This is a genomic window from Streptomyces sp. Y309, from assembly GCF_056712025.1.
In genome coordinates this window covers 421,586-445,855 of the sequence record NZ_CM160048.1, presented here as the reverse complement: position 1 = coordinate 445,855, position 24,270 = coordinate 421,586, and the positions used below count along the sequence as shown (strand labels likewise).

22 protein-coding genes are annotated in these 24,270 nt (G+C 71.4%); 19 read left to right on the top strand and 3 right to left on the bottom strand.

What is annotated here, in order from left to right; all coding sequences use genetic code 11:
- The first annotated feature begins 8 nt into the window (after positions 1-8).
- Both AC0KTA_RS01860 and AC0KTA_RS01855 read left to right on the top strand, forming a co-directional pair.
- Complete coding sequence (locus tag AC0KTA_RS01860) at positions 9-1,373, top strand: FAD-dependent oxidoreductase (RefSeq protein ID WP_481053314.1); 1,365 nt, start codon at positions 9-11, stop codon at positions 1,371-1,373.
- Between the two features lie 453 nt (positions 1,374-1,826).
- Positions 1,827-2,198 (top strand): STAS domain-containing protein, encoded by a 372-nt coding sequence (locus AC0KTA_RS01855; RefSeq protein ID WP_481053313.1) that lies wholly within the window; start codon positions 1,827-1,829, stop codon positions 2,196-2,198.
- A 15-nt stretch (positions 2,199-2,213) separates the two neighbouring features.
- On the opposite strand, the gene AC0KTA_RS01850 is transcribed toward AC0KTA_RS01855, so the two are convergent.
- Positions 2,214-2,600, bottom strand: coding sequence for a DUF5997 family protein (locus AC0KTA_RS01850; protein ID WP_481053312.1), 387 nt, complete (start codon positions 2,598-2,600; stop codon positions 2,214-2,216).
- Between the two features lie 57 nt (positions 2,601-2,657).
- Between AC0KTA_RS01850 and AC0KTA_RS01845 the strand changes: the two genes are divergently transcribed.
- Together AC0KTA_RS01845 and AC0KTA_RS01840 are read left to right on the top strand one after the other, a co-directional pair.
- Positions 2,658-3,500, top strand: a complete 843-nt coding sequence (locus AC0KTA_RS01845; protein ID WP_481053311.1) for a LysR family substrate-binding domain-containing protein — start codon at positions 2,658-2,660, stop codon at positions 3,498-3,500.
- Between the two features lie 102 nt (positions 3,501-3,602).
- Positions 3,603-5,033 carry a M20/M25/M40 family metallo-hydrolase gene (locus AC0KTA_RS01840; protein ID WP_481053310.1) on the top strand — a complete coding sequence of 477 codons (1,431 nt, stop codon included), beginning with the start codon at positions 3,603-3,605 and terminating at the stop codon, positions 5,031-5,033.
- Here AC0KTA_RS01840 and AC0KTA_RS01835 read toward each other — a convergent pair.
- Entirely contained in the window at positions 4,931-5,875 is a 945-nt protein-coding gene (locus tag AC0KTA_RS01835; protein WP_481053309.1) for a helix-turn-helix transcriptional regulator, read from the bottom strand. The two genes, AC0KTA_RS01840 and AC0KTA_RS01835, sit on opposite strands and share 103 nt — an antisense overlap.
- Before the next feature lie 210 nt (positions 5,876-6,085).
- Here AC0KTA_RS01835 and AC0KTA_RS01830 point away from each other — a divergent pair, with 210 nt between their 5' ends.
- The 7 genes from AC0KTA_RS01830 (at position 6,086) to AC0KTA_RS01800 (ending at position 13,727) form a co-directional block, all read left to right on the top strand.
- Positions 6,086-6,877, top strand: a complete 792-nt coding sequence (locus AC0KTA_RS01830) for an SDR family oxidoreductase (protein WP_481053308.1) — start codon at positions 6,086-6,088, stop codon at positions 6,875-6,877.
- A 124-nt stretch (positions 6,878-7,001) separates the two neighbouring features.
- A complete protein-coding gene (locus AC0KTA_RS01825) occupies positions 7,002-8,069 on the top strand; it encodes an ABC transporter substrate-binding protein (RefSeq protein ID WP_481053307.1) in 1,068 nt (355 codons plus the stop codon).
- Positions 8,070-8,071: 2 nt separating this feature from the next.
- On the top strand, positions 8,072-9,166 hold the full coding sequence (locus tag AC0KTA_RS01820) for a FecCD family ABC transporter permease (RefSeq protein ID WP_481053306.1): 1,095 nt from the start codon (positions 8,072-8,074) through the stop codon (positions 9,164-9,166).
- Positions 9,163-9,957, top strand: a complete 795-nt coding sequence (locus tag AC0KTA_RS01815; RefSeq protein ID WP_481053305.1) for an ABC transporter ATP-binding protein — start codon at positions 9,163-9,165, stop codon at positions 9,955-9,957. The genes AC0KTA_RS01820 and AC0KTA_RS01815 overlap by 4 nt, the downstream gene beginning before the upstream one ends.
- A gap of 331 nt (positions 9,958-10,288) precedes the next feature.
- Positions 10,289-11,776, top strand: coding sequence for a family 2B encapsulin nanocompartment shell protein (locus AC0KTA_RS01810; RefSeq protein WP_481053304.1), 1,488 nt, complete (start codon positions 10,289-10,291; stop codon positions 11,774-11,776).
- On the top strand, positions 11,773-12,804 hold the full coding sequence (locus AC0KTA_RS01805; protein ID WP_481053303.1) for a family 2 encapsulin nanocompartment cargo protein terpene cyclase: 1,032 nt from the start codon (positions 11,773-11,775) through the stop codon (positions 12,802-12,804). The genes AC0KTA_RS01810 and AC0KTA_RS01805 overlap by 4 nt, the downstream gene beginning before the upstream one ends.
- A gap of 50 nt (positions 12,805-12,854) precedes the next feature.
- Positions 12,855-13,727 carry a geranyl diphosphate 2-C-methyltransferase gene (locus AC0KTA_RS01800; protein WP_481053302.1) on the top strand — a complete coding sequence of 291 codons (873 nt, stop codon included), beginning with the start codon at positions 12,855-12,857 and terminating at the stop codon, positions 13,725-13,727.
- A 28-nt stretch (positions 13,728-13,755) separates the two neighbouring features.
- On the opposite strand, the gene AC0KTA_RS01795 is transcribed toward AC0KTA_RS01800, so the two are convergent.
- Positions 13,756-14,931, bottom strand: a complete 1,176-nt coding sequence (locus AC0KTA_RS01795) for an MFS transporter (RefSeq protein WP_481056273.1) — start codon at positions 14,929-14,931, stop codon at positions 13,756-13,758.
- Positions 14,932-15,472: 541 nt separating this feature from the next.
- Here AC0KTA_RS01795 and AC0KTA_RS01790 point away from each other — a divergent pair.
- From AC0KTA_RS01790 to AC0KTA_RS01755, 8 genes are all read left to right on the top strand, one after another.
- Positions 15,473-16,804, top strand: coding sequence for a condensation domain-containing protein (locus AC0KTA_RS01790; protein ID WP_481053301.1), 1,332 nt, complete (start codon positions 15,473-15,475; stop codon positions 16,802-16,804).
- 168 nt (positions 16,805-16,972) lie between these two features.
- On the top strand, positions 16,973-17,926 hold the full coding sequence (locus AC0KTA_RS01785) for a fatty acid desaturase family protein (protein WP_481053300.1): 954 nt from the start codon (positions 16,973-16,975) through the stop codon (positions 17,924-17,926).
- A 78-nt stretch (positions 17,927-18,004) separates the two neighbouring features.
- Positions 18,005-18,691, top strand: coding sequence for a GNAT family N-acetyltransferase (locus AC0KTA_RS01780; protein ID WP_481053299.1), 687 nt, complete (start codon positions 18,005-18,007; stop codon positions 18,689-18,691).
- Complete coding sequence (locus AC0KTA_RS01775) at positions 18,663-20,486, top strand: aspartate aminotransferase family protein (protein ID WP_481053298.1); 1,824 nt, start codon at positions 18,663-18,665, stop codon at positions 20,484-20,486. The genes AC0KTA_RS01780 and AC0KTA_RS01775 overlap by 29 nt, the downstream gene beginning before the upstream one ends.
- Positions 20,487-20,488: 2 nt before the next feature.
- Positions 20,489-22,027 (top strand): AMP-binding protein, encoded by a 1,539-nt coding sequence (locus AC0KTA_RS01770; RefSeq protein WP_481056272.1) that lies wholly within the window; start codon positions 20,489-20,491, stop codon positions 22,025-22,027.
- Positions 22,027-23,022, top strand: coding sequence for an amidohydrolase family protein (locus tag AC0KTA_RS01765; RefSeq protein ID WP_481053297.1), 996 nt, complete (start codon positions 22,027-22,029; stop codon positions 23,020-23,022). The genes AC0KTA_RS01770 and AC0KTA_RS01765 overlap by 1 nt, the downstream gene beginning before the upstream one ends.
- A complete protein-coding gene (locus tag AC0KTA_RS01760; protein WP_481053296.1) occupies positions 23,019-23,267 on the top strand; it encodes a hypothetical protein in 249 nt (82 codons plus the stop codon). Before AC0KTA_RS01765 ends, AC0KTA_RS01760 begins: the two co-directional genes overlap by 4 nt.
- On the top strand, positions 23,264-24,202 hold the full coding sequence (locus AC0KTA_RS01755) for an amidohydrolase family protein (RefSeq protein WP_481053295.1): 939 nt from the start codon (positions 23,264-23,266) through the stop codon (positions 24,200-24,202). The genes AC0KTA_RS01760 and AC0KTA_RS01755 overlap by 4 nt, the downstream gene beginning before the upstream one ends.
- Positions 24,203-24,270 lie beyond the last annotated feature (68 nt).

Here is a 24,270-nt window from a genome sequence, read left to right as displayed (position 1 = left end):
ACCTGATCGTGCCTCGCCCTCTGCGGGTAGCCATTGTCGGAGCCGGCCCCGCCGGAATCTACGCCGCCGACGCGCTGCTGAAATCCCAGGTGGCCGCCGACCCCGGCGTCTCCATCGACCTCTTCGAGCGGATGCCGGCGCCGTTCGGCCTCATCCGCTACGGCGTCGCTCCCGACCACCCGCGGATCAAAGGCATCATCACGGCGCTGCACCAGGTGCTCGACAAGCCCCAGATCCGCCTCTTCGGCAACGTCGACTACCCGCGGGACATCAGCCTGGACGACCTGCGCGCCTTCTACGACGCGGTGATCTTCTCCACGGGGGCGACGGCCGACCGGGCGCTCGACATACCGGGCATCGGCCTCGACGGCTCGTACGGCGCAGCGGACTTCGTCTCCTGGTACGACGGGCACCCGGACGTGCCGCGCACCTGGCCGCTCGAGGCGGAGAAGGTCGCCGTCCTCGGTGTCGGCAACGTCGCGCTGGACGTGGCCCGCATCCTCGCCAAGACGGCGGACGAGCTGCTGCCGACCGAGATCCCGCCGAACGTCCACGAAGGCCTCAAGGCCAACAAGGCCCTCGAAGTCCACGTCTTCGGCCGCCGGGGCCCCGCGCAGGCGAAGTTCTCCCCGATGGAGCTGCGGGAGCTGGACCACTCCCCGAACATCGAGGTCATCGTCGACCCGGAGGACATCGACTACGACGACGGCTCGATCGCGACCCGGCGCGGCAACAAGCAGGCCGACATGGTCGCCAAGACCCTGGAGAACTGGGCGATCCGCGACATCGGCGACCGCCCGCACAAGCTGTTCCTGCACTTCTTCGAGTCGCCCGCCGAGATCCTCGGTGAGGACGGCAAGGTGGTCGGCCTGCGCACCGAGCGCACCGCCCTCGACGGCACCGGCAACGTCAAGGGCACCGGCACCTTCAAGGACTGGGACGTCACCGCGGTCTACCGCGCCGTGGGCTACCTCTCCGACGAACTGCCCAAGCTGCCCTGGGACGTCGAGTCGGGCACGGTTCCTGACAAGGGCGGCCGGGTGATCGAGGAGACCGGCGAGCACCTGCAGTCGACGTACGTCACGGGCTGGATCCGGCGCGGCCCCGTGGGGCTGATCGGCCACACCAAGGGCGACGCCAACGAAACGGTCGCCAGCCTCCTCGACGACCACGCGAACGGCCGTCTGCACCAGCCGACTTCGCCCGACCCGCAGGCCGTGGACGCCTTCCTCGGCGAGCGGAACGTCCGCTTCACCACGTGGGAGGGCTGGTACCGCCTCGACGCCGCGGAGAAGGCGCTGGGCGAGCCGCAGGGCCGTGAACGCGTGAAGATCGTCGAGCGCGCGGACATGCTCGACGCGAGCGGCGCGTAGCCTGCCGACGCCGCCCGGAGGGCACCGTCACCAGGCCGGAGGGCACCGTCACCGGGCCGCTTCAGCGGTGCGGTCGCCCTCCGGTGGTTGCGGCGTCCCGGCCGTCGGCTGCGGCGCTCCGGCCCAGTGGTGCACCGCTGGTCGGCGAAGTGGCGGAACGGGGCACCGGCGACACCCCGGCGCGGCGCGCGACCTCGCGGACGGTCACCTTCTCCAGGCCCTGCTCGTCAGTGCTACCACAGCATGCGCGGGCGTACCCTGGCACGTGTCAGCCGGAATCGGCCAACTCTTGTTTAATGCAGGGCAGTTGCATTATTCTCCGCGCGACGGGTATGCCAAGGGCAAGAACATGCCACCCCTGTCCCCGGTGGCGACAGCTCATCGCACAGACCCCGCCGGTGGATCGCACAGGCTCACCCCGGAGCCGCACTCACGGTGCCATGAGGGGGAACGATGCTCGAGGACCACGCCGAGTTCGGCCTCCGCGCGCACGTCCGGCAGCAGCGACTGGTGGTCGCTTTCTGGGGTGAGCTCGACATCTTCGCCGACGAGGTCCTCGGCGCCCCGCTCACCCGGCTCACCCGGGAGAGCCGCCGCGACCTCGTCCTCGACCTGCGGGCGGTGACGTTCCTCGACTGCGGCGGCCTGACCCTGCTGTGCCGCGCCCGCGACGAGGCGCGGCTGCGTCAGGCGGGCGTGGCCCTGGTCGTCGACAACCCGTTCTTCCGCAAGATCCTTGGTCTTGCCGGGCTGACGGACGCGTTCGACATCGCCGGGGATCTGGAGACGGCGCTCATGACGGGGGCGAAGGGGTCGCCCGTGTGACGCGGCGAGCTCGCGTCAGCCCTGCTCGCCCTCGCGCTGCTTCTCCTTCAGGCGCGCCGACTCCTTGCGGACCTCCGCCTGCGTGGCGCGCTCCCGGCGCAGCCACCCCGGGTCTTCCGACTTGAGGGCCTCGATCTGCTCGGTGGTGAGCGGCTCGGTGATGCCGCCGCGCGCCAGGCCCGAGATGGACACGCCGAGCTTCGCGGCGACCACCGGGCGCGGGTGCGGGCCGTCACGGCGCAGGTCCCGCAGCCACTGGGGCGGGTCGGCCTGCAGCGCGTTGAGCTCGGCCCGGGAGACCACGCCCTCCTGGAACTCGGCGGGGGTGGCCTCGAGGTACACACCCAGCTTCTTCGCCGCGGTCGCGGGCTTCAAGGTCTGGGTGCTCTGGTGCGACGTCATGTGACCAGGGTATCGAGCGTGTGAGCGACCTCTGACCACGCCGGGTAGCCTGGCGGGGTGACAGGCTCGGAAGTTTCCCCTTCGTTCCGGCTCGCCTATGTCCCCGGAGTGACACCCGCGAAATGGGTGCGTGTCTGGAACGAGCGGCTGCCCGACGTCCCCCTGACCCTCGTCCCCGTGGCCCCGGCCGACGCGGACGGCGTGCTGCGGGACGGCTCCGCCGACGCCGGCCTGGTCCGGCTGCCGGTCGACCGGACGGTCCTGAGCGCCATCCCCCTGTACACGGAGACGACCGTGGTCGTCGTCCCCAAGGACCACCTCGTGACGGCGGCCGAGGAGGTGGGCGTCGCGGACCTCGCCGACGAGATCGTGCTGCACCCCCTCGACGACACCCTCGCCTGGGAGGCCCTGCCCGGCCGGCCCGCCATCGAGCGCCCCGCCACCACGGCCGACGCGATCGAGCTGGTGGCCGCGGGCATCGGCGTCCTCGTCGTACCGCAGTCGCTCGCCCGCCTGCACCACCGCAAGGACCTCACGTACCGGCCGCTGACCGACGCCCCCCAGTCGAGCGTCGTGCTGGCGTGGCCGGAGGACGCCACCACCGACCTGGTGGAGGAGTTCATCGGCATCATCCGCGGCCGGACCGTCAACAGCACGCGCGGCCGCCGTGCCCAGACCGCCCAGGCTCAGCAGCCTGCGAAGTCGCAGTCGCAGTCGCAGTCGAAGCCGAAGCCGAAGCAGGCGTCGGGCAAGGCCACGACTCGAAAGACGTCCTCGGGGAAGCCCTCGCCCTCGTCCGGCAAGGCCGGGTCCGGAAAGGCGGCCGCGGGCAAGGGCGCGCGGCGCGGCACCGGCGGCTCCCAGGGCGGCAAGCGCGGCAAGCCCCGCCGCCGCTCGTAGCGGCCACGGGGGGTCGGCCACCCCGGGGCCGATCCGGCCCACCCGACACCTCAGCCCCCATGCCCCCTTGCGGTCGCTTGTGGTGTCCATGACTATGGCCGCATGTCGGAGCAGACGGGCACTTCCCGGCGTACCGTCCTCGCCGCGGCCGCGGCCGCCACCACGGCCGGAGCCGCCGGCCTGCAGGCGGACCCCGCCGCGGCACGCGACGGCCACGACCCCGCCGCCGTACCGATCGGCCCCGGCCCCACCGCACAGGAGCCGCCGCGCGAACTGCGCGCGCTCCTGCGGGAGATCGACCACCGGCGCATCGAGGCGACCGTGCGGCGTCTCGCCGCGTTCGGGACCCGGCACACGCTGTCCGCGCAGGACGACCCCGTACGCGGCGTCGGCGCGGCACGGGACTGGATCCTCGCCGAGCTGCGGCGCCACGCACGCGCGTCGGGCGGCCGGATGAGCGTGGAGCTCCAGTCGTACGTCCAGGAACCGGGCCCGCGCATCCCGGAGCCGACGCGGATCACCAACGTCGTCGCGACCCTGCGCGGCTCGGCGTCCCCGGACCGGCTGTACGTCGTGTCGGGGCACTACGACTCGCGCGCGAGCGACCCCATGGACTTCACCAGCGACGCGCCCGGAGCGGACGACGACGCCTCCGGAGTCGCCGTCGTCATGGAGCTCGCCCGGGTCATGGCGACCCGGCGCCTCGCCGCCACAGTGGTGTTCGCGGCCGTCGCGGGCGAGGAGCAGGGGCTGTACGGCGCGGCTCACATGGCGGAGCTGTTCAAACGTCAGAAGGCGGACGTCCAGGGGATGTTCACCAACGACATCGTCGGCAGCCCCACCGCCGACGACGGCAGCCGCGACCCGCGCACCATCCGTCTCTTCGCGGAGGGCGTGCCCTCGTCCGAGACCCCCGAAGAGGCCGCCGTCCGGCGCTCCGTGGGCGGCGAGAACGACTCGCCGTCACGCCAGCTCGCCCGCTTCGTACGGGACGTCGCCGACAACGACGCGACCGGCATGCGGGTCCGCGTCATCTACCGCCGCGACCGCTATCTGCGCGGCGGCGACCACATCCCCTTCCTCGAACGCGCCTATCCCGCGGCCCGGTTCACCGAGCCCGCCGAGGACTACGCCCACCAGCACCAGGACGTGCGCGTCGTCGACGGCAAGCAGTACGGGGACCTGCCGGAGTTCTGCGACTTCCCGTACGTCGCGCGCGTGGCCCGCGTCAACGCCGCCGCCCTGTGGAGCCTCGCGCAGGCGCCCGGCACCCCGCGCGGCGCGAAGATCCGCACCGCCGCGCTGACCAACGACACCGAACTCGTGTGGGAGCGGGGCGCCGAGAAGGACCTCGCGGGGTACGAAGTCGTGTGGCGCGAGACCACCGCCTCCGAGTGGACGCATGTCATCGACGTCGGCGACGTCACGCGTCACACCGTCGAGCTGTCCAAGGACAACGTCTTCTTCGGCGTGCGCGCGGTCGGCCGCTCCGGCCTGCGCAGCCCCGTGGCGTTCCCCGCGCCCCAGAGCTGAGCCGCGGCGCCCCCGGCGAGCACGGCGAGGGCCGCGCGGGACGGGCTGCCCTGCTCGGCCGCGTACGTCACCAGGGCCTGGTCGGGGGTGTCGGGCAGCCGCAGCGTCTCGCGGCGCAGGGTCAGGTCACCGGCCACCGGGTGGCGCAGCCGCTCGACGCCGTGGGAGTGCTCGCGCACCAGCTGCTCGGCCCACAGCACGCGGAACTCGTCGCTGCGCACGGAGAGTTCGCCGAGCAGGTCGCACAGGCGGTCGTCGCAGGGGTGGCGGCCGAGGTCCATGCGCAGCGCCGCGACGGTGTCGCGCGCGGTCTCCTCCCACGCCTCCCGGTCCGGGTAGCGGCCCCGCACGCCCGGGTCCAGGAAGTGCAGCCACGCCACATTGCGGCGCTCGGCGGGCAGCGCGTCGAAGTCGGTGAGCAGCGCGCGGGCCTGCCGGTTGGAGTCGAGGATGTCGAGCCGGCGCCCGACGACGTACGCGGGCACCTCGTCCAGCGCCGCGAGCAGGACCCTGACGCCCGCCCTGACCGGCTGCGGGGCGGGCGGCGTCGAGGCCGGGTGGCGCAGGGCGCGGGTCAGATGGCCCAGGTGCGCGCGCTCGGCGTCGTCGAGCCGCAGGACCCGGGCGACGGCGTCCAGGACGCTGTCGGAGACGTTGTGCGTGCGGCCCTGTTCGAGCCGTACGTAGTAGTCGACGCTGACCCCGGCCAGCTCCGCCAGCTCCTCGCGGCGCAGCCCGGGCACGCGCCGCCGCCCGCCGAACGGACGGACCCCGGCCTCTTCCGGACGCAGCCGGGCGCGGCGGGAGCGGAGGAACGCGGCGAGTTCGGTGCGGAAGTCCATGGATCAAGTCTCCGGTACGTGGCTCGCGCGCCCCGCGCAGGGTGGTTCTGCCAGACCCAGGGTCGGGCGGAGCCCTGGGTAGGGCCGTGGATCTTCAGCAGAGTCGGGACCACGGGACGCGCCGCACCGACGCGGCGTGCATCCCGTACCCGACAAGCCACAGTGCCCGCACGAAACGCGGTCCGCACTCCGCACACCAGGGAGACCACCATGACCTTCACCGCCCCGCAGGCCGCGTCCCTCGCCCGCCCTCTCACCGGACGCGTGGCCGTCGTGACCGGCGCCTCCAGCGGCATCGGCGAGGCCACCGCGCAGGTCCTCGCCGCACAGGGCGCGCGGGTCGCCCTCCTCGCCCGCCGCGGCGAGCGCCTGGCCGGCCACGCCGCACGGATCGAGGAGGCGGGCGGCACCGCGCTGTCCCTGCCCACCGACGTGACCGACCCGGCGTCCCTCGCGGCGGCCGCCGCCGACGTCCGCTCCCGGCTCGGCCGCGTCGACCTGGTCGTCAACAACGCGGGCCTCGCCCTGCCCGACCTCCTTGACGGCACGGCGGGCCCCAACTGGCAGCGCATGATCGACGTGAACGTCACCGGGGCCTTCGCCGTCGTCGAGGCGTTCGTGCCGGACCTGCTCGCGGCCGCCGCCGAACGGGGCCACGCGGACCTGGTCAACATCTCCTCGGCCGCCGCCCGGAGCGTGCTGCCCGGCTTCGCCGGATACGCCGCCACCAAGGCCGCCTTCAGCCACCTCTCCCGCAACCTGCGCGCCCGGCTCAGCCCCGCCGACGTACGCGTCACGAACATCGAGCCCGGCACCGTCGACACCGAACTGCGCGACCACATCGAGGACCCCGCCATCAGCGCCGCCGTCCAGGAGGCCGTGGGCTCCATCGACGGCATCCCCTCCGGGACGGACGTCGCCGAACTCATCGCGTTCACCGTCGGCAGGCCCCGTCACGTCAATCTGCCGCACCTCTCCGTGCTGCCGACCCGCGAGGCCTAGCCGCGACGCGCCGCGCCCGGTCACGCACGCACCACGTCGGAACTCGTCCCGGCTCCGCTGCGACTACGTGACCGGGTGGGCAGCGGCCCACCCGGCTACGTGAGTGGATCCTGGAGCGAATGCGATGCGTTCTCGTGTGAGGTGCGGTGTGACGGCCGCGGTGCTCGGCCTGCTGGCGGCCGGATGCGGCGGCGGGGCAGGGGAGTCGGCCGACGCCGCTGCGGACCAGCCCGGCGCGGGGGGCTTCCCTGTGACCGTCACCGACTGCGCGGGCAAGAAGACCACGTTCTCCGCCGCCCCGCAGCGCATCGTCACGAGCAACGCCTCCAGCCTGGAACTGCTGCTGCGCCTGGGCGCCGGGGACAAGGTGGCCGGCACCGGCTTCCCGCCCGCCAAGGGCACCCTGCCGGGGAAGCTGGACGCACAGGCGCAGGACGTCGACGTACTGGGCCGGACGGTCATCCCCAAGGAGAAGCTGCTCGGCTCCGGCGCCGACCTCTACATCGACACCTTCGCGTCGATGAGCGGCACGAGCGGCGGCGGCATGGGGGACGCGCCGACCGACGCCGAGTTCGCGGCCGCCGGGATCAAGCACCTCTACCTGAAGTCCACCGCCTGCGCCGCGGACCGCGAGGGCCCCATGACCGACCTGTCCGCCGTCGAGCGCGACATCACCACGCTCGGCGCGGTCACCGGTACCGACGCCAGGGCGAAGCAACTCGTCACCGGCATGCGTGAGAAGGTGGCCGCCGTGCGCAAGGCCGTCGGCGGCACCCCGGCGGGCGAGCGCCCCTCGTACTTCTTCTTCGACTACGACGCCGGCACCAAGCAGCCCACGGTCGTCTGCAACCGGCAGATCGCGCACGCGGTGATCACCCTCGCGGGCGCCCGCGACGTCTTCGTGGACTGCGACGGCGACCGCAAGCAGACCGGGTGGGAGGACGTGATCTCCAAGAACCCGGACTGGATCCAGCTCGGCGTCCGCAACCGCGGCAGCGCGGCCGCCAACCGGAAGGCGTTCGACGAGGCGCAGCGGTGGCTGGAGACCAATCCGGCGACGAAGGGTCTTAAGGCCGTCAAGGAGGGCCGTTTCCTGCGCATCGGCTCCGAGCCCACCACCATCGCCGGGGTCGCCAACGCCGACACGGTCCGGCGGATCGCCCGGACCCTCTACCCCGGCAAGGTCGGCTAGCCGTGCCCTCCTCGCTCACCGCGCGCCGCCAGAAGACCGCGGGCCCGCGCACCCCGAAGACCGCAGGCCCGCGCACCCCGAATGCCTGGCCCCTCGCGGCCGCCCTGGCCGTCGCCCTGCTCGCCGCCCTCACCGCCGCGGTGTCCTGGGGCTCGACGTCCATCCCGCCCGCCGAGGTGTGGGCGGTCGTGGGGCGCCGGCTGTCCGGCGAGGCGGCAAGGCCCGGCACGGACGACCTGATCGTGTGGCAGTTGCGGGTGCCGAGGGCGCTGCTCGCCGCGCTCGTCGGCGCCGGGCTCGGCCTCGTGGGCACGGCCGTCCAGGCCCTCGTCCGCAACCCGCTGGCCGACCCCTACCTGCTCGGCATCTCCAGCGGTGCCTCGCTCGGCGCGGTCGGCGCGATCGTGCTCGGCGTGGGAGCGGGCGGCGCGCTCGGCATCGGCCTGTCGGGGGCGGCCTTCGCGGGCGCCCTGGTGACGTTCACCCTGGTGTGGGCGGTGGCCCGGCGCGGCGGGGGATTCGCGCCGCTGCGGCTCGTGCTCGCCGGGGTGGCCGTCGGCCAGTTCCTGTCCGGCTTCACCAGCTATCTGGTGCTCCAGGCCGGTGACGAACAGCAGACGCACAGCGTGCTGTTCTGGCTCATGGGCAGCCTGAGCGGGGCGAGCTGGCCGCTGCTCGCCGTGCCCGCGGCCGTGGTCCCGGCCGCGCTGCTGCTGCTCCAGGCGCGGGCCCGCGCACTCAACGCCCTGCTGATGGGCGACGAGACGGCGGCCGGGCTCGGCGTCGATGTCGTGGGGCTGCGCCGTGAACTGTTCGTCGTGACGAGCGTTCTGACCGGTGTCCTGGTCGCGGTGTCGGGAGCCATCGGCTTCGTCGGCCTGATGGTGCCGCACGCCTGCCGGCTCGTCGTCGGCGGCGACCACCGGCGGCTGTTGCCGGTGTCCGCGCTGTTCGGGGCGTTGCTCCTGGTCGTCGTCGACATCGTGTGCCGCACGGCCATGGACACGCAGGAGCTGCCGGTCGGCGTCGTCACCTCCCTGATCGGGGCCCCGGCCCTGCTCTTCCTGCTCGACCGGCGCCTGGGGAGCGGAAGTTGAGAGTCGACATCGAGGAACTGAGCGTCGCCTACGCGGGCCGCACGGTCCTGTCGGGCGTCGGGCTGCTCGCGGCGGACGGGGAGATCGCGGGTCTGGTCGGCCCGAACGGCAGCGGCAAGTCCACCGTCCTGCGCACCGTCTACCGCCATCTGCGGCCGGTCGCGGGGCGGGTGCTGCTCGACGGCGCCGATCTGCGCGAGCTGAGCCCCGCCCGGGCCGCCCGGCACGTGGCCGCGCTGCCGCAGGAGCGGGGCGGCGACTTCGAGCTGACGGTGCGCGAGGTCGTCGCCATGGGCCGCACGCCCTACAAGCGGGCGTTCGCCGGGGACGACGCGGCCGACCGGGACACGGTCGCGCGGGCCCTGGCCGAGGTCGGCATGGCGGCCCTGGCCGGCCGGCGGTTCTCCGCGCTGTCCGGCGGCGAGCGCCAACGCGCCCTGCTGGCCCGCGCGTTCGCCCAGGACCCCGACGTCCTCGTCCTGGACGAGCCCACCAACCACCTCGACGTACGCCACCAGGTGGACCTGCTCGCCCTGCTGCGCGCCGCACGCCGCACCACTCTCGTCTCGCTGCACGATCTCAACGCCGCCGCGTCGGTCTGCGACCGGCTGCACGTCCTGCACGCCGGATCCGTGGTCGCCTCCGGCCCGCCCCGCGAGGTGCTCACGCCCGAGCTGCTCGCGGAGGTGTTCGGGGTGCGGGCGGCGGTGGTCGAGCATCCGCTGACGGGGGATCCCCTGATCGCCTTCGACCATCGGGAGCCGGTGGCCCCACCCACCCGGAGCGGGTGAAGCCGTGCCCACCGGGAGCGGATGAACCAGCCGTGCCCACCGGGAGCGGGTGAACCAGCCGTGCCCACCCGGAGCCGGTGAACCAGCCGTGATCGTGGCGGTGGGGCCCGCCGGACCGCCGGGCGGGCCTCCCCGGCGTGCGGTCCGCCTTCGCATGTGTGACGCTGAGGTCATATGTCGTGACGCACGGCATCCGGCGGCGCCCTCCCACGGCCCGTCCGGTACGCAAAACAGCGTGCCCCTTCACCCCACTTGGGCAAGCGCCCGAGATCCGTCGCGTCGGACACACCCGTGACGTCACCGTTAGCACACGGAAAGGGAGCGGCGTGTCATGGCAGAGATACCGGCATCGCAGGACGGGAAGGCCCCGGACGGGCGGCAGGCGCAGACCATGCAGGCCGTGCAGACCAGTCTGAGCACGAGCGCGGCCCGGAATCTGGCCCACACCACCAAGTCCGTTCCGCAGATGCAGGGCATCTCCTCGCGCTGGCTGCTCAGAATTCTGCCGTGGGTACAGGTCTCGGGCGGCACCTACCGCGTGAACCGACGGCTCCTGTGCACGGTCGGCGACGGCCGGGTGGACTGCGAGATCGCCGACGGCCAAGTGCGGGTGGTGCCCCGGGAGCTGACGGAGCTTCCGCTGCTGCGGGAGGTGTCCGACGGCGCGCTGCTCAAGCGCCTCGCTGGACAGTTCGAGCAGCAGGAGGCCGAGGCCGGGGCGGTCCTGGCGCGGGAGGGCGACAAGGCCGACGGGCTCCTCGTGATCGCCCATGGCAAGGCCGACAAGCTGGGCGCCGCCGCGTACGACGGACAGACCTCGCACGGCACGCTCAGCGACGGCGACTACCTCGGCGAGGATGCCCTCGTCGACAAGAACAGCCGCTGGGCCTTTACCGTCAGGGCGATGACACCGTGCACGCTCATGGTGCTGCCGCGCCGCGCCTTCAAGGAGCTCGCCGACCGCTCACCCGAACTGCGGTCCCGCGTCGAGGAGTTCGTCTCGCGCCCCGAACCGCCGGTGAACAGAAGAGGCGAGGCCGACATCCGTATCGCCTCGGGGCACGAGGGCGAACCCACCCTGGACGGCGCGTTCGTCGACTACGACCCCGAGCCGCGCGAGTACTCGCTGAGCGTCGCCCAGACGGTGCTGCGCGTGCACACCCGCGTCGCCGATCTCTACAACGAGCCGATGGACCAGGTGGAGCAGCAACTGCGGCTGACCGTCGAGGCACTGCGGGAGCGGCAGGAACACGAGCTCATCAACAACCGCGAGTTCGGGCTGCTGCACAACGCCGACTTCAAGCAGCGGATCTCCACCCGCGGCGGGCCGCCGACCCCGGACGACATGGACGAGCTGCTCTCGATGCGCCGCAAGACCAAGTTCTTCCTCGCGCACCGCCGTACGATCGCGGCCTTCGCCCGTGAGTGCACCCGCGCCGGTATCTCCGAGCCCGGTGTCGAGTTCCACGGTCACCACGTCTTCGGTTGGCGCGGCGTACCCTTCCTGCCCTGCAACAAGATCCCGGTCTCGCCCTCCCTCACCAGCTCGATCATCGCGCTGCGCACGGGGGAGGAGGACGAGGGCGTCATCGGCCTGCACCAGACCGGCATCCCCGACGAGTACGAACCCAGCCTCTCCGTACGCTTCATGGGGATCGACGAGAAAGCCGTCATCTCCTACCTGGTGAGCGCCTACTACTCGGTGGCGGTGCTGCTGCCGAGTGCGCTGGGCGTCCTCGAGAACGTCGAGATCGGCCACTACGGGTCCGACGAGGAGCCCCGCGTCCACACCGCCACACCGACGGCGGCCCCGGCATGATCGGGCCCACGGGGCTCGGCACGTCGGCGGCACGGCTGCGGCCACGCGGTGTCCGGGAGCTCGGTGAGCTGTCCGTGCCGCCGCTGCACTGCCCCGACGTGCTCCGTGACGACCCGGCCCTGGGCGCGGAGGTCAACGACCGGCTCGTCGACTGGGCCGAGGAGGTCGGGATCCAGGCCGGCCGCCTGGACAGCCTGCGCGCCGCCGACTTCGGCCGCTACATGATGCTCGCCCACCCCGGCACCGACGATGCCGACATGCTCCTGGCCATCGGCCGGTGCACCGTGGCGGCCTGGACGGCGGACGACTACTACTGCGACGACCGCCACGCCGGAGCCGTACCGGAGGTGGCCGCGGCGCGCATGGCCATCGCCGCGAACGTGCTCGATCCGCCGTCGTTCCCCGCCGCCTACGCGCCCGAGCTCCGCCGGGCCATCGGGAGCGACCCCGTCCTGGTGGCGCTCAGGTCCGCGCGCGAGCACCTGGGCCGGTACGCCACCCCCACGCAGGTGGCACGCGCCTGCCGGGAGCAGCTGTCGATGTTCCAGGCCGCGAGCGCCGAGGCGGTCTGGCGCTGCACCGGACGCATGCCGTCCGCCTGGGAGTACCTGGCGCATCGTCAGATGGGCAGCCAGGCACCCATCTTGGCGCTGGTCGACGCGGCCGAGGGCTACCAGCTGCCGACCGCCGCGTTCACGGAGCCGCGGGTGCGCCGGGCCTTCCTCAAGGCCGGTCTCGCCGGCGCGCTGGTCAACGACCTGTACAGCATGGCCAGGGAGAACGCAGGGCCCGACCAGGACTTCAACCTGCCGCTCGTCATCGCCGCCGAAGAGGGCTGCCCCCTCGCGGAGGCATTCGCGCGCAGCGTCGCCGTCCACGACGAACTGATGCGTGACTTCGAGGCGGAGGCGGCCTCCCTGAGCCTGCTCGGGCCGCCGGAACTGGCGCGGTTCCTGGCGGGCGTCCACGCCTGGCTCGCCGGCAACCGGGCCTGGCACGCGGGCAGCGCCCGCTACACCACGTCGTGAAACGACGCTCCCTCACACACCTGCCGTACCAACGGACTTGGAGGTACCCCATGGCTGCCACCAGCACCCCCACCACCCCGACCGGACCGGTCCTGCGCACCGAGTTCCAGCGAGCCGTCGCCGCGTACTGGAACGGTCATCGCAAGGACCCGGTCAACCTGCTGCTCGGCGATGTCGACCGCCTCTATCACCATCACTACGGCATAGGGGAGTTCGACCGGTCCGTGCTGCAGGCGCCGGAGGAGGCCCGTACGGAACGGGTCGTCCGGGAGCTGCACCGCCTCGAGACGGCGCAGGCCGATCTGCTCCTGGACCAGCTGGGGGACATCGCGCCCGGCGACCGGCTGCTCGACGCCGGGTCCGGCCGAGGTGGCACCAGCCTCATGGCCCACGGGCGGTTCGGCTGCCGGGTGGACGGTGTGACGATCTCGGAGTACCAGGTCGGGTTCGCCAACGAGCAGGCCGAGGAGCAGGGCGTCGGGCAGCAGGTGCGTTTCCACTACCGGAACATGCTCGACACCGGCTTCGACGACGGCACCTTCCAGGGCGTGTGGACCAACGAGACCACCATGTACGTCGATCTCGATGAGCTCTACGGAGAGCTCGCCCGCGTCCTGGCGCACGGCGGGCGCTACGTCTGCGTCACCGGGTGCTCCAACGACGTGACGGGGCTGCGCTCCAAGGCCGTCAGCCGCATCGACGAGCACTACACCTGCAACATCCACCCCAGAAGCGCCTACTTCAAGGCCCTCGCGGCCCACGACTTGGTCCCGCTGGAGGTGGTGGACCTGACCGCGGCCACCTTCCCGTACTGGGAACTGCGGGCGGCGTCGTCCCTCGCCACCGGCATCGAGGAGGCCTTCCTCACCGCGTACAGAGAGGGCAGCTTCCACTACCTGCTCATCGCCGCCGACCGCATCTGACCGGCCGTGCCGGGGCGGCGCCCCGGTCTCACGGCTTCGCGCAGACGTCGTCCCGCACCGGTGTCTCGGCGGGAGCCGCGGACCAGCGCTGCGGGCGCCCCACCGACACGAGCTGCTCCTCCAGGAGCAGCGCGAGGGCCGCAACGGTCATCAGTCCGCCCACGAGGAACGTGCCGCGGACGCCCATGACCGGCAGGAGCAGGCCGCCCGCCAGGGCGCCCAGGGCCACGCCCGTGTTGTACGCGGCGCCGTTCGCCGCGATGGCGGTCTCCGTGCGGCCGGGGGCGAAGTGCATGACCTGGCTCTGCGTGGCCATGAAGACCGGCCCCAGCGAGGCGCCGAGAAGCACCATCATGATCACGGCGACGGTCTTCGACCCGCCCGCCGTGTACAGGCCGAGCAGCGCCACCGCCTGCGTGGCCACCGGCAGGGTGAGCGTGGCGCGGGGGAAGCGGTCCAGGAGCCGGCCGTAGACCGCGACGGTCACGATGCCGGTGACGCCGAGGACGAGCAGCAGCGTGCTGACCGTGGACTCGGTGAACCCGCTCTCGTCGACGAGGAACTTGGAGATGTACGTGTAGCCCGCGAAGACGCCGGTGACTGTGAGACCGGTGACCGCGAGGACGACGGCGAAGCGCCGGGTGTCCGGGGCGACGCCGCGCACGGCGTGGCTCTCTTCCGGGCGGGAGGCGGGCAGCGCGGTGGCGATGAGGATGAGCGGCGGGATGGCGAGCGCGCCGACGACCAGGAACGGCACCTGCCAACTGCTGTGCTGGCCGAGCCAGGTGCCGCCGGGCACACCCAGGACCAGGGCCGCCGAACCGCCCACGGACAGCGCGCCGATGACGCGGCCGCGGACGTGCGGCGGGAAGAGGCCGACCGCGACCGGCCCCATCACCGCCCAGAACAGCGCCTGCGCCACCGCCGTCACCAGCCGGCAGGCCATCAGCACCCAGTACGACGACACCAGCGCCGCCACCACGCTGGCCAGGAACAGCGCGGACAGCAGCACGCACAGCACGAGGCGGCGCGGGACGGAGCGGGTCAGCTGGGCGATCGGCACGGAGACGACGGCCACGGTCAGGCCGTAGCCGGACACCAGGAGCCCGACGGCCGACAACGACACGTCCATGTCGTCCGACATCAGCTTCAGGACACCGATCGGCAGATTCTCGGTCGTGTTGAAGGCGAACGCGCCCAGCATGAGAGCGGCCACCACGGCCACGCCGCGGCGCGTCGCCGCCTTCTGGGCGCCGGGTGGGGTCACTGACTGGTCCGTCGAGTCCGTCGCCATCCATCCTCCACGTTCACGGTGCGTACACGAGAGTGCGGAACTGCTGTTTCTCGGTTCAACAGGCTGTAGGCAAAGGCGTTTTGCGCGGGGCGCCCTGAAGATCGTGAAGGCAGTTGCAGGCCAGCGTAAACCCTGGTCGTCAGGGTGTGGCCGATAATCGTCGAGTTGGCCGAGTCCAATACCCGTCGCCAAGCGTGATTAAGGCATCGGTGAGCGGGCCAGTGGTCCTTGCATTCAGTGACATTGGCACATGCCCCCGTGAGGGTATGGACGGTCGATCAAGTCACATGTAGGCTACCCGCGTTGTCCTGGGACCCCACCAATCCCCCCACCACTTCCCGGACGCCGAACTGTTCCCCACCAATGGGTACGCGCGACCAAGAAATTGTGTCCGTGACGCCTGTGCGATGTGGCGTCGATTTAAGCAAGTGTCCTCTTGAGGAGGTGTACGTTGCTTAATCGCGAAAGAACAGAACTACCGCTCCTTGCTACGCAGTTGCGCACATGGATGGCTCAAGCGGAAGACCTGAGCAACCCCGTCTACTGTATTTGCGACTATCTCGACATCCGCGGTCACATCGACCCGGAACTGATGGCTGCGGCACATGAGCAGGTCGAGCACGAGGCCGAGGCATTACGTCTCGCCATTGTTCCCGCCGAGGACGGGGCGAACGGATTCAGCCAGTACGTGCGCGAAGAGCCCGCACCGCTCGCCTTCATCGACGTGAGCACCGAGGCCGACCCCGAGGCGGCGGCCGCACAATGGATGGAAACGGATGCCCAAGGGCCCGTCGACCCGCAGCGATTGTGCCGCGCCGCTCTCCTGAAAATCACCGACGGCCATTTCATTCTGTACCGGCGCGTGCACCACGCCGTCCTCGACGGCTACAGCCTCGCGCTCGTCTTCAACCGCACGGCCGCCGTATACACGGCCCTCGCACAGCGGCTCCCCGCCGCCGACGGCGCCTTTCCCGTCTTCGAGCGGCTGGTGCGGACCGAGGACGCCTATCGCGACAGCAAGAGCTTCACGCGGGACCGCGCGCACTGGCTCGGCAGAATGGCCGGCCACCCCGAGCCGGTCAGCCTCGCCGGCCGGCGCGCCGGGCTCGCCATCGGCCGGCGGCGCACCACCGAACTCGCCCCTGACCGGGTCGGACGTCTGGAGCGGGCCGCCGACGGGCTCGGCGTGACCTGGTCGGACCTCGCCGTCAGCACCATCGCGGCGTACGTCGGCGAGCACACCGGCGCGGACGAGCTGCTGCTCGGCCTGCCGACCGGCGGACGGCTGAGCCCACAGGTGCGCAACGTACCCGGCATGACGATGAACATCCTGCCGCTGCGCCTCACCGTGGACACCGGCCTGCCCCTGGGCGATTTCGCGCGCCGCGTGTCGCGGGAGGTACGGGAAGTCCTGCTGCACTCCCGCTATCCCACCGCCGAGATCTCCCGCGAAATCACCGAACAGGGCGGCGGGGCACGGCTGTGGGGCCCGATGGTCAATGTGATGAAGTTCGACTACAAACTGGACTTCGCGGGAGCCGCCGCGACGATGCGCACCATGTCGATTCCCCTGACCGTCGACATGACCGTGTACTTCTTCCAGACATCGGCGGACGGCACGACGGAAGTCATTCTCGACGTCCATCCCGAACTGTTCAGCGCGCAGGAAACGGACGCGCACAGAGACGGAATCCTGTCGCTGCTCGACGCGATCGAGACAGCCGACCCACAGACTCCCGTCCGCGACCTTTTCCCTGCGTCGGCTGCGGAGCCGACCCGCTGAGTACGACCTTCTGAACCGAGCGGCACGGAACACCGGCCGCCCGGGCCGTCCGTGTGCCGCCGCAATGCGGTGCCGTCCCGCGGGAGGCGCGGACACAGTCCTGGGCGCCACCAGGAAAGCCGCTGGGAAAGCTACTGGGAAAGCTACTGGGAAATCGAGGGAACAACGATGGATCTGACCGCGGGCGATGCCGTCGACCCGGCCATACAGAATCCACAGGAGGCCACCGAGCTCAGAGCGTCACTGAAACACCTGCGCACGGAGCCCCGGGGATGGGTGTTCTCCCTCAAATTCACCCTCTGTGTGGCCCTCACCGCCATCGGCGTGGTCGTCGTGCTGCAGCCGGTCCTCTGGTGCCGGATCACCGGCGTCGTCCTCATCGGATGCATGCTCGCGCACGCTGCGGAACTCCAGCACGAGACGCTGCACAATCTCGCGTACCGCAGCCGCAGGGCGAACACGGTCACCGGAATCATCCTCGGACTGCCGATGCTGATTTCGTTCGCGGCGTACAAAGCGGCGCACATGCGGCACCACCGCGACCTCGGCACCCCGGAGAACCGGGAGTTCTTCGACTACGGCGACCAGTACGGCGGCAGCGAGCGCTCGGCCTTCGGCAAGACGGTGGACTGGACCGTGCGCTTCACCATGGTCCACCATTACTGGCTGTTCGTCGCGAATCTCGGACGGTCGCTGCTCGGCCGGGAATTCGAGGGCGAGAGCGTGCGCGTGTCACGCCGGATACGACGCGACCACTTCATCGCCCTGGCAACTCTCCTCGCGCTCTCGGGAATTTCCCTGGCGCTGGGTTCGGCGGTCGTCCTCTGGGTATGGCTGATCCCGCTGGTGCTTGTGGCAGGACCCGTGCACGCCGTCATCGAACTGCCCGAGCACTTCGGCTGCGAGGTCCTGAACCGCGACCCGTTCGCCAACACCCGCACGATTCGCTCCAATCGCATCCTGACGTGGTTCACGAACAGCAACAATTACCACGTCGAACACCACCTGATGCCGAATCTTCCGCTGGAGCGGCTGCCGGATCTGCACAGCGAAGTGCGGGACCGCATCCGGTACTTCAACCGCGGCTATCTCGAATACTTCGGAAAGCTGCTCCGCAAGTGAGCCGTCCGCGAGTGAGCCTTCAGCACCTGAGCCCAGGGTGAGCCACCGTTTCGCCGGTGAGAGGAGCAGTAGGTGAACGTGACCTTCCGACTGGCGCGCACCGAGGCCGAACTGGCCGATGTGCTGCGGCTTCGTGACGCCGTCTACGTCGAGGACCAGGGCAGGCTCGCCGACGCGGCCGACACCGCGGCGACCTTCGACCGCTTCGACGCCCACGCCGAATACATCCTCGGATACGTCGACGGCGAGGCCGCCGGCACGGTCAAGGTCGTGCCCGACTCGGCGGCCGGACTGCCGTGCGACGACACCGTGGACATCTCGGCCCTGCGCGCCGGCAACCGCCTCGTGGAATTCGGCCACTTGATGACCCTGCCGTCGATGCGGCACCGCGAAATAGGCATGGCGCTGATGCGCGAAGCCGTCATCCACAGCGCCAGGAAACACGACATGACACACATCCTCGGAGACTTCTTCGTGGACGACTCCGAAGGACTGCGGAGCTTCTACAAGGAAATCGGCTTCTTCGCCCTGCACGAGCCGTACGAGGATGCACGGTTCAAAGGCGCACCGCTCAGTCTCGTCGCGGCTCTCGATGTCGTCGACGCGGTGCGCAGGGCGCGTACACCAGAAGGCCGGAAGAGCCGACTGCTCCAGTACTTCTTCGGCGACTACGACAGCTATGCGCGCAACGGCACTCATACGCGCAAAGACACCGATGCGCGCGAGGAGGTGGCGGATGCGGACACGGCGTCAGCGGCTGGCTGAGACCAAAGCCGCCCACAATCACCCCGCCTACGCGAAAATGGCGTTCGTCATGGGATGCGGCGTCCAGGGAAAGGGAGAAGGCAGCCGCGTCCTCGACGACGACGCGGGCACGCCCTACCTCGCCCTGTTCGACCAGTACGGGAACCAGTCCTTCGGCTACTCCCACCCCCGCGTCGTCGCCGCCGTGCGCGAGCAGCTCGACACCGGGATCCTGAACAGCACGAAGATCATGTTCGAGGAGGTGCAGATCCGGCTCTCCGAGCGCCTCGCGGAGACCACCGGGCAGCTCCTGCCGTACTCGTACCTGGCCAACGGCGGCGGCGAGACCATCGACAACGCGCTCAAGCTGGCCCGCGCCGCGACCGGCCGCCCCGGCGTCATCAGCGCCCGCGGCTGCTTCCACGGCAAGACCTTCGCCACCCTCAGCGCCTCCGACCGGCCCGAACACCGGGAACTGCTCGGCCCGTTCATGCCGCACTTCCGGCAGGTCGGCTTCGGTGACCTGGACGAGCTCGCCGCGGCCCTCGACGACACCGTGGCCGCCGTGCTCCTCGAACCCGTCCAGGCGGAGGCCGGAGTGATCGTGCCGCCGCCCGGCTACCTCCAGGAGGTGCGCAGGCTGTGCACGGAGGCCGGGGCGCTGCTCATCCTGGACGAGATGCAGACGGCGTTCGGACGCTGCGGCACGTTCTTCGCGTACGAGCAGTTCGGCGTCGCGCCGGACCTGGTGTGCGTGGGCAAGGCGTTCGGCGGCGGCGTCGTGCCGCTGTCCGCCGTCCTCGGCACCGAGCGGGTCTGGGAGGTCCTGCGGGTCCTGCCCTCGACGTTCGGCTCCAGCCTGGGCGGCAACCCCCTGTCGTGCCGGGTCGGCCTGGAGGTCCTCGCGATCGCCTCCGACGCGGCGTTCCTCACCGGCGTCAAGGAGCGGGCCCGCACCCTCGACGATCGCCTCGGCGCCCTCGCGGCACGCTTCCCCGAACTCGTCGCGGAACACCGCGGGTTGGGCATGATGCACGGCTTGGAGTTCACCGACGGCGCGACCGCAGGACTGGTCCTCGGCCGCCTCCTCGAAGAGGGCGTCACCTCCACGTACTCCCTCTACCACCCGGACGTGCTGCGGGTGCAGCCGCCCATGGTGATCTCCGAGGAGGACCTCGACCAGGGTCTTTCGGTGCTCGAAGGGATCCTCGCGGAGGTCGACGGCCACCGGCGGGCGACCGCGTCCAGCGGGCGCGCCGACGTGCCGCGGGCCGCCGAACTGTCCCCGGTGACACGCGCCGTACGGCTGCCGCACCCGCCCGCGGACGTCCTGGGCCTGCTGCGGTCACGGCCCCGGCTCCTCGACCCGTTCGCCGCCGTCACCGGCGCGCGGGCGGGGGAGGGGCGCGACGCGGAGTTCGCCGGACGGCTCGGCGACGACGCCGTGGTCTGGGCGGACCGGGCCGAACTCCTCGGCGACGGCGTGCGGTTGAGCGCGGAGCCGGGCTGGCTGTGGCGCACCCTCGAACGCCGGGCCACCGTCACCGCCGCGCCCGGCGGCAGCCTCCTCGACGTCCGCGTCACCTGGGACACCGACAGCGGATCGTACGAGGACATGCTCGGCGGCCGGATCGGCTTCCTGGCGGGCACCCGGCTCGACGAACTGATCACCGCCCTTGAAGCGGAACTGGAAGCGAAACGCGACGGGCAGGCGCCCCTGGCCACCGGCGACGCGCACCCGGGCACCCCGGAAGCACACCCGGACACCCCGCAAGCCCACCCGCACACCCCGGAAAGGAAGTCGGCCGACACGTGAGCATGAACCTCGCGGGCCTCTTGGACCGCGCCACCGACCACACCACCGCTCGCGTCGTCGACATCGACGTCGCCGGAAAGCGCCGCGAGCTCACGCACAGCGAGCTGACCGCCCTGGCGCGCACGCGGGCCGACCAGTTGACGGCGGCGGGCATCCGCCCCGGCCACGTCATCGGCATCCGCGCCGGCAACGGCATCGACTGGCTCGCCTGGGACCTGGCGGCCCTCGCCACCGGCGCGCGGTTGAAGGCGTTCGCCGACACCACGGAGATACCGGACCCAGCCGAGTTCGTCGCCCGGCACCGCCTCGCCCTGCTGATCGCCGACGAGCCCGTGCCCGCCACCACACCGGCCGTGGTTCGCCCGGACGGCGCCCCGGCCCCCGGCTCGGTGGCTGCCGACGCCGTGGTCGTCGAAGCCGACGACGTACACAGCCTGGTCTACTCCTCGGGCACCTCCGGCCGCCTCAAGGGCCTGGAGATCAGCACCAAGGGCACCGAGTACGTCATCAACCGCTTCATCGACGCCTTCGGCATGACCGAGCGCGACCGGCACCTGATCTTCCTGCCGTTCGCCAACTACCAGCAGCGCCTGTCGGTCTACCTGTGCCTGTGGCTCGGCGCCGACCTGGTGCTCGCGCCCTACCAGCGGGTCTTCCAGGCCGTCCGCAAGGAGGGCCCGACGTTCCTGATCGGGCCGCCCGTCTTCTACGACACCGTCCTGCAGCTGTACGTGAAGTCCGGCGGCAAGGCCTCGCTCCCCGACTTCCTCGGCGGCCGCATCCGGTTCATGATCACGGGGATGGCGCCGATCCGCCGCCAGACGCTGGACGGGTTCTGGTCGCGCGAGGTGCCGCTCCTGGAGGCGTACGGCCTGACCGAGACCGGCATGGTCGCCTGGAACACGCCGGACCGCCACCGGGTCGGCACCGTCGGGCAGTTGATGGACCCGGAGTCGGTGACCTTCCTCGACGACGGCGAAGTGATCATCACGCGGGACGCGCCGCTCGGCCGTGGCTACTTCGACACCGACGGCGACCCGTCCGCCGAGGAGATCTTCCGGCCGGACGGCTCGATCCTCACCGGCGACTACGGCCGCCTCGACGACGACGGGTTCCTCACCCTGGTCGGGCGGAAGAAGGACGCCATCGTGCTCGGCAGCGGGCGCAAGGTGCACCCGGCCGAGATCGAGGGGGCGTTCGCGGGCGTCGACGGCATCGCGGAGATCGTCGTCGTACCGACGCGGTCCAGCAGGCTCGGCGCCCTGATCACCCCCGCCGACCCCGGTGACACGGCGCTGCGCGCGCACATCGAGAAGCAGGTCGAGGAGGTCAACGCGACGCTCGACGCCCATGAGCGCGTGATGTCGCTGGTCTTCATCGCCACGCCGCTGCGGGCCGACCCCGCGTTCATGACGGCCAACATGAAGCTGAGCCGGGCGCGGGCGGCCGAGCACTTCGCGGAGCGCGTCACAGCCGACGCCGGCGCCGCGGACCCCGCCGACCCCGCCGGGGGCTCCGTCGGTGCCGGATCGGGGGCCTGATGGCCGCCCCCACCCACGACGCCCAGGACGCGCGGATCGTCGACGCCCAGGTCCAGCTCGGCAGCCAACTCGCCATCCCCCGGGCCTTCCTGGAGTACCAGGCGGCGAACGCGCACCACCGTCTCGCCGCGTACGGACACACCGTGCGGCCCGCGCGGATGCTGGACCGGGTGCTCGCCGTGCACCAGGACGACGACGCGGACCGGCTGGTCGCGGAGCTGGACGAGGCCGGGGTCGACGAGGCGTTCCTCGTGGTCCCCGACTACTCGCACGTCGCGCGGTGCGCCCTCACGCCGACCGAACTGGCGGGCCACCTCGACAAGGTGAACCGGCGTCACCCCGGCCGCTTCCGGGTTTTCTGGGGCGTCGACCCGCGTGCCGGGCAGGACGGCATCGACCTGTTCGAGCGGGGCGTCACCGAGTACGGCTTCGCCGGACTCAAGCTGTACCCGCTGTGCGGCTACTCGCCGAGCGACCGCCGCCTTTACCCGTACTTCGAGCTGTGCGAGCAGTACGGCCTGCCGGTCCTCAGCCACACCGGGCCGGGCTGGGGCCCGCTCGACTTCGAGTACGGCATGCCGCTGCTCCTCGACGAGGCCGCCCGGGACTTCCCCCGGGTGAACTTCATCCTCGGGCACGGCGGGGTCACCCACGTCGAGGAGGCCACGTACATGTGCGCCCACCGGCCCAATGTGCACCTCGACATCAGCCAGTTCCACTCGGTCCTCGCGGCCGACGGCTGGCAGGCCCATCTGAACCGGCTGTTCCGCCTGGGCCTCAGCCACAAGATCCTCTTCGGCACGTGCTGGCCGTCGTACCGGCTCTCCGAGTCCCTCACCGGCCTGGTCGCCGCCTTCGCCAAGGGGCAGCCGGCGGTGGCCGGGATCAAGGAGGCGGACCGAAGAATGATCATGGGCGGCAACAGCCTCCGCCTGGTGTCGGCCGGGCGCGTCGAAACGAACACCACCACCACGGACCGGGGAGGCCGGGCATGAGCGCGGATGCGGCGGAGCTGGAGAAGCTGCTTGTCGAGTGGGTCGAGCGGTGGATCGAGGGGGAGTCGGACGTCGTCATCGGCCCGGCCACCAACCTCAGTCACACCGGACTGCTCGACTCCATGGCCATCGTGGGCCTGATCTCGTACCTGGAAGAAGAGGCGGACACCGAGTTCGACTTCGCCACCTTCGACCCCATGAAGGGCGTCAGCATCCAGGGCCTGATCAAGCACTGCGTCAAATGACGGGGGTTTTCGACGGCCACTGCCACGTGGCGTCGACCCGCTTCATCCCGCGGGCCTTCGTCGAGGACGTGGCGAGCAACGTCCAGTGCCGCCTCGGCTCGATGGGCGCCGCCCCGAGGGCGGGCCGGATCGCCGACGGGCTCGCCGCGCAGCACGAGGACCACCTCGCCGACGGCCTCGTCGAGGAGATGGACGCGGCCGGGGTCGAGCGCGCGGTGCTGCTCGTGCCCGACTTCGGCCTGCGCATGGCGGGCACGGCGGAGCCGGCGGAGGCGGCGCGGCTGCACCACGAGATCCGGCTACGCCACCCGGGCCGCTTCTGGGTCTACATCGGCGTGGACCCCCGGCGCGGGCCCGAGGGCGTCCGGGCCTTCGAGGAGATGGTCGACGCCTACGGCCTCGACGGCGTGAAGCTCTACCCGCCGTGCGGCTACTCGCCGTCGGACCCGGACCTGTACCCGTACTACGAGATCTGCGCGGCCCGCGCGCTGCCGGTGTTCGTACACACCGGGCCCACCGCCCGCAGCCTCGACTACGGGCCCGCGCACCCGCTGCGGATCGACCGCGCGGCCCGGGACTTCCCGGCCGTCCCGTTCATCCTCGGCCACGGGGGCCTCACCCACGTCGAGACCTCCGTGTATCTGGCGGCGTACCGGCCCAATGTGTACGTCGACACCGGCGGGTTCGCGAGCGGGCCGAGCCTGCCCTACTGGCCCGAGCATCTGAACCGGCTGTTCCGGATGGGCGTCAACCACAAGATCATCTTCGGTACGGACTGGCCGCTCGGCCGGCTGAACGGCGGCCTGAAGGGGCTGATGGGCGAGGTCGTCGACGGCCCGACGGTCTTCGCCGGGGTGTCCAGGACGGACCGGACCCTGCTGCTGCGGGAGAACCTGCTGCGCGTCCTCGCGCCGGGCAGCCGCCCCCCGGAGTGAGGCCGGGGCGCCACCCACGGCACGAGCGCGGTCACGAACGGCAGAACGCAACGGCGTCGGCGAGCGAC